The following is a 12479-nucleotide window of genomic DNA, read 5'->3' on the forward strand; positions in this document are numbered from 1 at the left end:
GTGAAGGAGCGACGATGAAAGACACGCCGGGCTGGGCCTCGCCCGGACCTGCCCCGTCCGACGGGCAGGAACCCGGCACGTCCGGCCCTGCCGAACAGCCCGACCAGCCGACCCCCGCACAGCCCGCGGACCAGCCGGGCCCGCAGCCGCAGGACCCCGGCTCGAAGTGGTCCAAGGAGCAGCCGCCACCCGCCCAGTGGTCTGCCCCAGGCGACTCCCCGGGCCAGGCACCGCCGCCCCCACCGCCCGGCCCCGGCTGGGGCAGCCGGCCCCCCGGCGGGTACGGCAGCGGCCACGGCAACTGGCAAGGCCCCGGAGGACACGGCGGCTGGGGCGGCCAGTGGGGCGGTCCCCCGCCCGCGGCCAAGCCTGGCGTGATCCCCCTGCGTCCGCTCGGCGTCGGCGAGATCCTCGACGGCGCCGTCTCCACGATGCGCACCTACTGGCGCACCGTGCTCGGCATCTCGCTGACGGTCGCGGTCGTCACGGAGATCGTCGTCATCCTGCTCCAGGGCCTCGTCCTGAACAACAGGACCAGCACGGAGGCCCTCAACGACCCGAGCGCCACCCTCGGCGAACTGACCCGCGCCCTGGGCGACGCGCTGCTCAGTTCCGGAGTCGTCTTCCTGATCTCCCTGATCGGCACCGTCGCGGCGACCGCGCTGCTCACCACCGTGACCAGCCGTGCGGTCCTCGGCAAGCCCGTGACCACAGCTGAGGCCTGGGGCGACGCCCGTCCGCGGGTGGTGAAACTGTTCGGCCTGATCTTCCTGTTGCTCCTCATCGCCGTTGGAGTCGCCTTCGTGGGTGCCGTCCCCGGCATCCTCGTGGCACTGGCGGGAGGGGGCGCCGCCGGCGCCGGACTCATCGTCCTGGGCAGCCTGTGCACCGGTGTCGTCGCCCTGTGGCTGATGATCCGCTTCTCCCTGGCCTCCGCGGCCCTGATGCTGGAGAAGCAGGGCATCATGAAGGCGATGAGCCGCTCCGCGAAGCTCGTGCGCGGCTCCTGGTGGCGGGTCTTCGGCATCCAACTGCTCGCCACGATCATCGCGAACATCGTCGCTGCGATCGTCGTCATCCCCTTCGGGTTCCTCGCCGCAGCGCTCAGCGGTGACGGCGTCAGCGGCTTCCTGGAGGGCACCGGCGACTTCGGCTGGACGTTCCTGATCATCAGCGGGATCGGCTCGGTGATCGGTTCCATGATCACGTTCCCGATCACGGCAGGCGTGACCGTGCTCCTCTACATCGACCAGCGCATCCGCCGCGAGGCCCTCGACCTCGAACTCGCCCGCGCCGCCGGTGTCCAGAGCTACGGCTCCGGCTCTGCCGGCTCCACGCCCGGGAGCTGATGCAGTGAGCCTGGCCGGGGACGTCCTCACAGCCGTGCCGGCCCTGCCGCGCGCCGCCGACACGGCCGTATGTGCCTGGCTCCGCGCCGGCGACCATGCCGTGCGCCCGTCGCACCACGGCGGCGGCACGACTGTGTCGGCCCTCGCCGGCTCGAGCGACGAGCCGCCGCTGACGATCCCGCGGGATCCGGCGCGGGAGGCGGCTCGGCGCGAGCTGTCCAAGCGGCTGTACCACGAGGACGACCCCGGCCTCTTCCAACGGGCCCTCGACGCCTTCTGGGGCTGGGTCAACGACCTGCTGGGCGCCGCGTCCGCTGCCACACCCGGAGGCGCGCTCGGCCTCGTCGTCGTCATCATCGCCGTCGTCACCGTCCTGGCCGCCCTGTGGTGGCGCCTGGGCACCCCGCGCCGCCAACCGACCTCTTCCGCCACCCTGTTCGACGCCCGCCCCCGCAGTGCAGCCGAACACCGCGCGGCCGCCGAGGCCCACGCCGCCCAGCACCACTGGAACCGGGCCCTCCAGGAACGCATGCGGGCCATCGTCCGCTCTCTGGAGGAACGCGCCCTCCTCGACGCCCGCCCCGGCCGCACCGCCGACGAGGCGGCCGCGGAAGCAGGCCGCGCCTTGCCCGCCCACACAGCCCGGCTGCGCGCCGCCGCCCGGGACTTCGACGACGTGACATACGGCGGACGCGCGGCGACCGAGCAGTCGTACCGCCGCATCGCCGAACTCGACCGCGACCTGGAACGCACCAAACCACAGCTCACCAGCACCAACGCCCACAGCGCCGACCACACCACCCGCCAGGGAGCCGCCGGATGACCGCCGCCGAGGCCACGCTCCCGTCCACCTCGACCTCGCCCACCCCCCGCCAGGTGTGGACCCGCACGCGAGGCGTCGCACTCGCCCTTGTCCTCCTCCTGGCGGCCGCCGTCGCGATCGCCCTGCTCCGCTCCGACACCCACCGCGGCAGCCTCGACCCGCGCTCCGCAGACCCTCAGGGCAGCCGCGCCGTCGCCGAACTCCTCGCCGAACGCGGCGTGTCCACCCGCGTGGTCACCACCCTGGACGCGGCACGCGCCGCAGCCGCCCCGGACGCCACCCTCCTGGTCGCGGTCCCGGACCTGCTGACGGACCGTCAACAAACCGTGCTGCGTTCCACGATCGCCGAATCCGGCGGACGTACCGTCCTCGTTGCCGCCGGCAGCTCCTCCGTCGAGCAGCTCGCCCCTGGCGTCACCGCGGACCCCGCCACCAGCCTCGAGTCGACACTCGTCCCCAACTGTGACTTCCCCGCCGCGCAGCGCGCCGGCACCGCCGACACGGGCGGCCTGCGCTACACCACCATCCACCTCGACGCCGACCAGTGCTATCCCAGCGAACGCCTGGCCACCCTGATCCGCGTCCCGGATGCATCCGGGGACGGAGACACCGTCGTCCTCGGTGCGCCCGACATTCTCGTCAACGACCGCCTCGACGAGCAGGGCAACGCCTCGCTCGCCCTCCAACTCCTCGGCTCGCGCCCCCATCTGGTCTGGTACCTCCCCTCGCTCTCCGACGCCTCGGCCGCCGACCAGGACGACGACCAGACCCTCTTCGAACTGCTCCCCTCGGGCTGGCTCTGGGGCACCCTGCAGCTCTTCGTCGCCGCAGCCCTCGCCGCCCTGTGGCGAGCACGCCGACTCGGCCCTCTGGTGCCCGAAAAACTCCCCGTGGCGATCCGCGCCTCCGAAACCGTCGAAGGCCGCGCCCGCCTCTACCGCAAGGCCAACGCCCACGACCGCGCGGCCGCCGCTCTCCGCTCCACCACCCGCACTCGCCTCGCTCCCCTCGTAGGGGTCCCCGTAGCCCAGGCGCACGCGCCCGAAGCCCTGCTCCCCGCCCTGTCCGCCCACCTCCACGGTGACCGACAGTCCCTGCACACCCTCCTCTTCGGCCCACCGCCCAGCGACGACGCGGCCCTCATCGCCCTCGCCGACCAACTCGACGCCCTCGAAAGAGAGGTACGCCGTCCATGATGGACCCGACCACTGACAACGCCGGGCAGCCGGGGGACCCGGGCAACGCCCGAGCCGCCCTGGAGGCCCTGCGCGCCGAGATCGCCAAGGCTGTGGTCGGCCAGGACCCCGCCGTGACCGGCCTCGTCGTCGCACTCCTCTGCCGCGGACACGTTCTCCTGGAAGGAGTCCCCGGGGTCGCCAAAACGTTGCTCGTCCGCGCCCTCGCCTCGGCACTCGAACTCGACACCAAGCGCGTCCAGTTCACCCCCGACCTCATGCCCAGCGACGTGACCGGCTCCCTGATCTACGACACCCGCACCGCCGAGTTCTCCTTCCAGCCCGGCCCGGTCTTCACCAACCTCCTCCTCGCCGACGAGATCAACCGCACCCCGCCCAAGACCCAGTCGTCCCTCCTCGAAGCCATGGAGGAACGCCAGGTCACAGTCGACGGCACCCCACGCCCCCTCCCCGAGCCGTTCCTGGTCGCCGCGACCCAGAACCCCGTCGAGTACGAGGGCACGTACCCACTCCCCGAAGCCCAGCTGGACCGCTTCCTCCTCAAGCTCACCATCCCCCTCCCCTCCCGCCAGGACGAGATCCACGTCCTCACCCGCCACGCCGAGGGCTTCAACCCTCGCGACCTGCGCGCAGCCGGCGTACGCCCCGTAGCGGGCCCAGCCGTCCTGGAGGCCGCCCGCGCGGCAGTCGCCAAGACCACGGTGTCCCCGGAGATCACGGCCTATGTGGTCGACATCTGCCGAGCCACCCGCGAATCGCCGTCACTCACTCTCGGCGTCTCCCCCCGCGGAGCCACCGCCCTGCTCGCCACCTCCCGCGCGTGGGCCTGGCTGACCGGCCGCGACTATGTCATCCCGGACGATGTGAAAGCCCTGGCCCTTCCCACGCTCCGTCATCGCGTCCAACTCCGCCCGGAGGCCGAGATGGAAGGCGTGACAGCCGACTCCGTCATCAACGCCGTCCTCGCCCACGTCCCCGTACCTCGCTGATGGCACTCACCGGACGCGCAGCCCTCCTCGCGGCCCTCGGCTCCCTCCCCGTCGGCCTGTGGGAACCCGGCTGGATGGGCATCCTCGCCGTGAACACACCCTTGGCGATCGCTTGCGCCTGCGACTTCGTCCTCGCAGCACCCGTACGACGCCTGCGCCTGACCCGCTCCGGCGACACCTCGGTACGCCTGGGCGAAACAGCCGACGTCACTCTCACGGTCAGCAACCCGTCCCGCCGACCACTCCGCGCTGACCTCCGCGACGCCTGGCCCCCCAGCAGCTGGCCCTCCGGCTCCGAGGTGGCAGCCTCCCGCCACCACCTCACGGTCCCCGCTGGCGAACGCCGCCGCATCACGACCCGCCTACGCCCCACCCGCCGCGGCGACCGCCAAGCAGACCGAGTGACCATCCGCTCATACGGCCCCCTGCGCCTGTTCACCCGCCAGGGCATTCACATAGTCCCCTGGACGGTACGCGTCCTGCCCCCCTTCACCAGCCGCAAGCACCTCCCCTCCAAACTTGCCCGCCTACGCGAACTCGACGGCCGCACGAGCGTGCTGCAGCGCGGTGAGGGCACGGAATTCGACAGCCTTCGCGAATATGTCCCCGGCGATGACACCCGCTCGATCGACTGGCGCGCCACAGCCCGCCAGTCCACGGTCGCCGTACGCACCTGGCGCCCCGAGCGCGACCGCCACATCCTCCTAGTCCTCGACACCGGCCGCACCTCCGCCGGCCGCGTAGGCGACGCCCCACGGCTCGACGCCTCGATGGACTCGGCCCTGCTCCTGGCGGCCCTCGCGTCCCGTGCCGGCGACCGCGTCGACCTGCTCGCATACGACCGCCGAGTGCGCGCCCTCGTCCAGGGCCGCACAGCAGGCGACGTCCTCCCTTCCCTGGTCAACGCCATGGCGAACCTCGAGCCCGAGCTGATCGAAACGGACGCCCGGGGCCTCACGGCCACAGCACTCCGGACAGCCCCTCGCCGCTCCCTGATCGTGCTGCTCACCACCCTCGACGCGGCCCCCGTCGAGGAAGGCCTGCTGCCCGTCCTCCCTCGGCTCACCCAGCGCCACACAGTCCTGGTGGCATCAGTGGCAGATCCCCATATCGCCCGCATGGCAACGTCTCGCGGCGACGCCGAATCCGTCTACGATGCCGCAGCCGCTGCCCAGGCCCAATCCGAACGCCATCGCACCGCCGAACAACTCCGTCGACATGGCGTTACGGTCGTCGACGCGACCCCTGACGAATTGGCCCCAACCCTGGCCGATACGTATCTGTCTCTGAAGACGGCGGGGCGGCTGTGAGGGAAACGCAGAAAACCCCCGTGCCGTCCGGCACGGGGGTTTTCTCAATAATTGTTCGGCGGTGTCCTACTCTCCCACAGGGTCCCCCCTGCAGTACCATCGGCGCTGTGAGGCTTAGCTTCCGGGTTCGGAATGTAACCGGGCGTTTCCCTCACGCTATGACCACCGAAACACTGTGAAACTGTGAACGCCGCACCACGCGCGGTGGCGTGGGGCTGTTCGTGGTTTCAGAACCAACACAGTGGACGCGAGCAACTGAGGACAAGCCCTCGGCCTATTAGTACCGGTCAACTCCACCCCTTGCGGGGCTTCCATATCCGGCCTATCAACCCAGTCGTCTACTGGGAGCCTTACCCCATCTAGTGGGTGGGAGTCCTCATCTCGAAGCAGGCTTCCCGCTTAGATGCTTTCAGCGGTTATCCCTCCCGAACGTAGCCAACCAGCCATGCCCTTGGCAGAACAACTGGCACACCAGAGGTTCGTCCGTCCCGGTCCTCTCGTACTAGGGACAGCCCTTCTCAAGACTCCTGCGCGCACAGCGGATAGGGACCGAACTGTCTCACGACGTTCTAAACCCAGCTCGCGTACCGCTTTAATGGGCGAACAGCCCAACCCTTGGGACCGACTCCAGCCCCAGGATGCGACGAGCCGACATCGAGGTGCCAAACCATCCCGTCGATATGGACTCTTGGGGAAGATCAGCCTGTTATCCCCGGGGTACCTTTTATCCGTTGAGCGACGGCGCTTCCACAAGCCACCGCCGGATCACTAGTCCCGACTTTCGTCCCTGCTCGACCCGTCGGTCTCACAGTCAAGCTCCCTTGTGCACTTACACTCAACACCTGATTGCCAACCAGGCTGAGGGAACCTTTGGGCGCCTCCGTTACCCTTTGGGAGGCAACCGCCCCAGTTAAACTACCCATCAGACACTGTCCCTGATCCGGATCACGGACCCAGGTTAGACATCCAGCACGACCAGACTGGTATTTCAACGACGACTCCACCCACACTGGCGTGTGGACTTCACAGTCTCCCAGCTATCCTACACAAGCCGAACCGAACACCAATATCAAACTGTAGTAAAGGTCCCGGGGTCTTTCCGTCCTGCTGCGCGAAACGAGCATCTTTACTCGTAGTGCAATTTCACCGGGCCTATGGTTGAGACAGTCGAGAAGTCGTTACGCCATTCGTGCAGGTCGGAACTTACCCGACAAGGAATTTCGCTACCTTAGGATGGTTATAGTTACCACCGCCGTTTACTGGCGCTTAAGTTCTCAGCTTCGCCCACCCGAAGGTGAGCTAACCGGTCCCCTTAACGTTCCAGCACCGGGCAGGCGTCAGTCCGTATACATCGCCTTACGGCTTCGCACGGACCTGTGTTTTTAGTAAACAGTCGCTTCTCGCTGGTCTCTGCGGCCACCCCCAGCTCGGAGAGCAAGTCTCTTCACCGGGCGCGGCCCCCCTTCTCCCGAAGTTACGGGGCATTTTGCCGAGTTCCTTAACCATAGTTCACCCGAACGCCTCGGTATTCTCTACCTGACCACCTGAGTCGGTTTAGGGTACGGGCCGCCATGAAACTCGCTAGAGGCTTTTCTCGACAGCATAGGATCATCCACTTCACCACAATCGGCTCGGCATCAGGTCTCAGCCACACGTGCGACGGATTTACCTGTCGCACGGCCTACACCCTTACCCCGGGACAACCACCGCCCGGGATGGACTACCTTCCTGCGTCACCCATCACTCACCTACTAACCGCTTGGTCCGGCGGCTCCACCACTCCGTGCTTGTCCGAAGACGCACACGGCGGTTTCACGGCCTTAGCATCACGATGCTCGATGTTTGACGCTCCACAGCGGGTACCGGAATATCAACCGGTTATCCATCGACTACGCCTGTCGGCCTCGCCTTAGGTCCCGACTTACCCTGGGCAGATCAGCTTGACCCAGGAACCCTTAGTCAATCGGCGCACACGTTTCTCACGTGTGTATCGCTACTCATGCCTGCATTCTCACTCGTCAACCGTCCACGACTCGCTTACGCGGCCGCTTCACCCGGCAGACGACGCTCCCCTACCCATCACAGTCTCCGTTGGGAGTATGTACTGCAATGACACGACTTCGGCGGTACGCTTGAGCCCCGCTACATTGTCGGCGCGGAATCACTTGACCAGTGAGCTATTACGCACTCTTTCAAGGGTGGCTGCTTCTAAGCCAACCTCCTGGTTGTCTCTGCGACTCCACATCCTTTCCCACTTAGCGTACGCTTAGGGGCCTTAGTCGATGCTCTGGGCTGTTTCCCTCTCGACCATGGAGCTTATCCCCCACAGTCTCACTGCCGCGCTCTCACTTACCGGCATTCGGAGTTTGGCTAAGGTCAGTAACCCGGTAGGGCCCATCGCCTATCCAGTGCTCTACCTCCGGCAAGAAACACACGACGCTGCACCTAAATGCATTTCGGGGAGAACCAGCTATCACGGAGTTTGATTGGCCTTTCACCCCTAACCACAGGTCATCCCCCAGGTTTTCAACCCTGGTGGGTTCGGTCCTCCACGAAGTCTTACCTCCGCTTCAACCTGCCCATGGCTAGATCACTCCGCTTCGGGTCTTGAGCGCGCTACTCTACCGCCCTGTTCGGACTCGCTTTCGCTACGGCTTCCCCACCCGGGTTAACCTCGCAACACACCGCAAACTCGCAGGCTCATTCTTCAAAAGGCACGCAGTCACGAGAATGAAGCAAGCTCCATTCCGACCGCTCCCACGGCTTGTAGGCACACGGTTTCAGGTACTATTTCACTCCCCTCCCGGGGTACTTTTCACCATTCCCTCACGGTACTATCCGCTATCGGTCACCAGGGAATATTTAGGCTTAGCGGGTGGTCCCGCCAGATTCACACGGGATTTCTCGGGCCCCGTGCTACTTGGGTGTCTCTCAGACGAGCCGCTGACGTTTCGACTACGGGGGTCTTACCCTCTACGCCGGACCTTTCGCATGTCCTTCGCCTACATCAACGGTTTCTGACTCGCCCCACGGCCGGCAGACCGTGGAAGAGAGATCCCACAACCCCCACGACGCAACCCCTGCCGGGTCTCACACGTCGTAGGTTTGGCCTCATCCGGTTTCGCTCGCCACTACTCCCGGAATCACGGTTGTTTTCTCTTCCTGCGGGTACTGAGATGTTTCACTTCCCCGCGTTCCCTCCACATGCCCTATGTGTTCAGGCATGGGTGACAGCCCATGACGACTGCCGGGTTTCCCCATTCGGACACCCCCGGATCAAAGCCTGGTTGACGACTCCCCGGGGCCTATCGTGGCCTCCCACGTCCTTCATCGGTTCCTGGTGCCAAGGCATCCACCGTGCGCCCTTAAAAACTTGGCCACAGATGCTCGCGTCCACTGTGCAGTTCTCAAACAACGACCAGCCACCCGTCACACACCACTACGTGATGCTTCACCGGGGCCGGCATCCGAAGACAGACCATGCGGCCGTGCCCTCAGACACCCAACAGCGTGCCCGGCACGGCCAGCCGACCAGATCAGCGTTCCACGCCCTTGCGGGCAGTACTAGCGCCTGGTCCATCCTGGACCGTGCCGAATAATCAACGTTCCACCCATGAGCAACCGGCATCGGACGTTCGCCGATGTACCGGCCCCTGAACCGGGCAAGCCCGGCTTAGAAGTGCTCCTTAGAAAGGAGGTGATCCAGCCGCACCTTCCGGTACGGCTACCTTGTTACGACTTCGTCCCAATCGCCAGTCCCACCTTCGACAGCTCCCTCCCGCGAACGGGTTGGGCCACCGGCTTCGGGTGTTACCGACTTTCGTGACGTGACGGGCGGTGTGTACAAGGCCCGGGAACGTATTCACCGCAGCACTGCTGATCTGCGATTACTAGCGACTCCGACTTCATGGGGTCGAGTTGCAGACCCCAATCCGACTGAGACCGGCTTTTTGAGATTCGCTCCACCTCACGGTATCGCAGCTCATTGTACCGCCATTGTAGCACGTGTGCAGCCCAAGACATAAGGGGCATGATGACTTGACGTCGTCCCCACCTTCCTCCGAGTTGACCCCGGCGGTCTCCCGTGAGTCCCCAGCACCACAAGGGCCTGCTGGCAACACGGGACAAGGGTTGCGCTCGTTGCGGGACTTAACCCAACATCTCACGACACGAGCTGACGACAGCCATGCACCACCTGTACACCGACCACAAGGGGGCGCCTGTCTCCAGACGTTTCCGGTGTATGTCAAGCCTTGGTAAGGTTCTTCGCGTTGCGTCGAATTAAGCCACATGCTCCGCCGCTTGTGCGGGCCCCCGTCAATTCCTTTGAGTTTTAGCCTTGCGGCCGTACTCCCCAGGCGGGGAACTTAATGCGTTAGCTGCGGCACCGACGACGTGGAATGTCGCCAACACCTAGTTCCCACCGTTTACGGCGTGGACTACCAGGGTATCTAATCCTGTTCGCTCCCCACGCTTTCGCTCCTCAGCGTCAGTAATGGCCCAGAGATCCGCCTTCGCCACCGGTGTTCCTCCTGATATCTGCGCATTTCACCGCTACACCAGGAATTCCGATCTCCCCTACCACACTCTAGCCAGCCCGTATCGAATGCAGACCCGGGGTTAAGCCCCGGGCTTTCACACCCGACGTGACAAGCCGCCTACGAGCTCTTTACGCCCAATAATTCCGGACAACGCTTGCGCCCTACGTATTACCGCGGCTGCTGGCACGTAGTTAGCCGGCGCTTCTTCTGCAGGTACCGTCACTTGCGCTTCTTCCCTGCTGAAAGAGGTTTACAACCCGAAGGCCGTCATCCCTCACGCGGCGTCGCTGCATCAGGCTTGCGCCCATTGTGCAATATTCCCCACTGCTGCCTCCCGTAGGAGTCTGGGCCGTGTCTCAGTCCCAGTGTGGCCGGTCGCCCTCTCAGGCCGGCTACCCGTCGTCGCCTTGGTGAGCCGTTACCTCACCAACAAGCTGATAGGCCGCGGGCCCATCCTTCACCGCCGGAGCTTTCCACCATCAAAGATGCCCAAGATGGTCGTATCCGGTATTAGACCCCGTTTCCAGGGCTTGTCCCAGAGTGAAGGGCAGATTGCCCACGTGTTACTCACCCGTTCGCCACTAATCCACCCCGAAGGGCTTCATCGTTCGACTTGCATGTGTTAAGCACGCCGCCAGCGTTCGTCCTGAGCCAGGATCAAACTCTCCGTGAATGTTTACCGGTCATCCGGTGCAACACCACGAGAGCGGAACAGCCGGGCGGAATAGGCCCGGCCGTTCACAGCGTCCTCGCTGTGTTATTTCAAAGGAACCTCGCCCCGGCCTGACGGCCGGAGACGGGGTATCAACATATCTGGCGTTGATTTTTGGCACGCTGTTGAGTTCTCAAGGAACGGACGCTTCCTTCGTACTCACCCGAGAGACTCTCTCGCGGCTTTCCTCCGGGCGCTTCCCTTCGGTCTTGCGTTTCCGACTCTATCAGATCTTTTCCCGATCCGATTTCCTCGGCGCTTTCCAGGTTCCCGCTTTCGCGTTTCCCTTTCCGGCGGTTCCGACTTTATCAGAGGTTTCCGACCGGACTGACCGGCCATCCATTTCCGAGTTCGTCGGGAGCTGCTTCATCGAAAGTTGGTTTCGTGAAGCAAGCAGATTCTTAAGGTGCCGACCGGGCCCTACGGGGTCCAGTCCAGGCAACTGTTTGAATCTACCTCCCCACATGCTCCGTGTCAACGGCTCCTGTGAGGCGAAGAGGACACTAGCAGTTCACCTGCTGTGTCCGCACATCAGGCGGCGGTCGGCACGGTCTGACTGCGTTCGGCGACGTCGACGTCGCCCGTGTCCCCTGCCCGAGCCGCGCGACGTCCGAGCACGTAGACGTACGCGAGGAAGGCCACCTCGGCGACGACGCCGATGCTGATGCGGGCCCAGGTCGGCAGGCCCGATGGGGTGACGAAGCCTTCGATGGCGCCGGCGATGAAGAGGACCAGCGCGAGGCCTATCGCCATGCCCACGGCGGCTCTGCCCTCCTCGGCCAGGGCCTTGCGGCGGGTGTGTGGGCCTGGGTCGATCACGGTCCAGCCCAGGCGCAGTCCCGTGCCAGCCGCGACGAACACCGCCGTCAGCTCCAGCAGACCGTGCGGGAGGACGAGGCCGAGGAAGGTGTCGAGCCGGCCGGCCGAGGACATCAGGCCGAATCCGATGCCGAGGTTGAGCATGTTCTGGAAGAGGATCCAGAGCACCGGGAGGCCGAGGAAGACTCCGAGAACCAGGCACACTGCGGCGGCCTGTGCATTGTTCGTCCATACGCGGGCCGCGAAGGAGGCTGCAGGGTGGCTGGAGTAGTAGGTCTCGTACTGGCCGCGGGGGCGGGTGAGCTCGCGCAGTTCGCTCGGTGCCGCTATGGAGGCCTGGACTTCCGGGTGCGCGCCGATCCACCAGCCGAGGAGCGCCGCGACAAGGATGGAAAGCAGTGCGGTGGGCACCCACCAGTGGCGCGATCGATAGACGGCGGCGGGGAAGCCGTACGCAAGGAAGCGTGTGACATCGCGCCAAGAGGCACGGCGGGTGCCTGTGACCGCACTACGCGCGCGTGCCACGAGTTGGCTGAGCCGGCCGGTCAGCTGTGGGTCGGGTGCGCTGGACTGGATCAGGGAAAGATGGGTGGCAGTGCGCTGGTAGAGGGCGACAAGCTCGTCGGCCTCGGCGCCGGTGAGACGGCGCTGGCGCCGGAGCAGGTTCTCCAGGCGGTCCCATTCCGCTCGGTGCGCGGAGACGAAGACGTCGAGGTCCATCGTTCTGCATGCTCCTCGGC

The 12479-nt window shown here is 65.6% G+C and carries 6 protein-coding genes and 3 rRNA genes; 5 read left to right on the forward strand and 4 right to left on the reverse strand.

Annotation, left to right across the window (positions count from 1 at the left end; translation table 11 throughout):
- The first annotated feature begins 14 nt into the window (after positions 1-14).
- Genes StrepF001_RS21235 through StrepF001_RS21255 form a run of 5 tightly spaced genes read left to right on the forward strand, consistent with a single transcriptional unit; the run spans position 15 to position 5667 of the window.
- Positions 15-1349, forward strand: coding sequence for a proline-rich domain-containing protein (locus StrepF001_RS21235; protein WP_129799815.1), 1335 nt, complete (start codon positions 15-17; stop codon positions 1347-1349).
- Positions 1350-1353: 4 nt separating this feature from the next.
- The gene (locus StrepF001_RS21240; protein ID WP_129799816.1) at positions 1354-2172 is read left to right on the forward strand and encodes a DUF4129 domain-containing protein; all 819 of its coding nucleotides are present in this window, start codon (positions 1354-1356) and stop codon (positions 2170-2172) included.
- The gene (locus tag StrepF001_RS21245; protein ID WP_129799817.1) at positions 2169-3368 is read left to right on the forward strand and encodes a DUF4350 domain-containing protein; all 1200 of its coding nucleotides are present in this window, start codon (positions 2169-2171) and stop codon (positions 3366-3368) included. The genes StrepF001_RS21240 and StrepF001_RS21245 overlap by 4 nt, the downstream gene beginning before the upstream one ends.
- The gene (locus StrepF001_RS21250) at positions 3368-4357 is read left to right on the forward strand and encodes a MoxR family ATPase (RefSeq protein ID WP_129800080.1); all 990 of its coding nucleotides are present in this window, start codon (positions 3368-3370) and stop codon (positions 4355-4357) included. Before StrepF001_RS21245 ends, StrepF001_RS21250 begins: the two co-directional genes overlap by 1 nt.
- A complete protein-coding gene (locus StrepF001_RS21255; protein ID WP_129799818.1) occupies positions 4357-5667 on the forward strand; it encodes a DUF58 domain-containing protein in 1311 nt (436 codons plus the stop codon). Before StrepF001_RS21250 ends, StrepF001_RS21255 begins: the two co-directional genes overlap by 1 nt.
- Before the next feature lie 53 nt (positions 5668-5720).
- On the opposite strand, the gene rrf is transcribed toward StrepF001_RS21255, so the two are convergent.
- The 4 genes from rrf to StrepF001_RS21280 form a co-directional block, all read right to left on the reverse strand.
- Positions 5721-5837, reverse strand: a 5S ribosomal RNA gene (gene rrf / locus StrepF001_RS21260).
- 87 nt (positions 5838-5924) lie between these two features.
- Positions 5925-9046, reverse strand: a 23S ribosomal RNA gene (locus tag StrepF001_RS21265).
- 311 nt (positions 9047-9357) lie between these two features.
- A 16S ribosomal RNA gene (locus StrepF001_RS21270) occupies positions 9358-10881 on the reverse strand.
- The 16S, 23S and 5S rRNA genes sit together here, the layout of an rRNA operon.
- A 570-nt stretch (positions 10882-11451) precedes the next feature.
- On the reverse strand, positions 11452-12459 hold the full coding sequence (locus tag StrepF001_RS21280; protein WP_129799819.1) for a stage II sporulation protein M: 1008 nt from the start codon (positions 12457-12459) through the stop codon (positions 11452-11454).
- Positions 12460-12479 lie beyond the last annotated feature (20 nt).

This window comes from Streptomyces sp. F001 (assembly GCF_004187715.1).
Taxonomy (GTDB): Bacteria; Actinomycetota; Actinomycetes; order Streptomycetales; family Streptomycetaceae; genus Streptomyces; species Streptomyces flavusporus.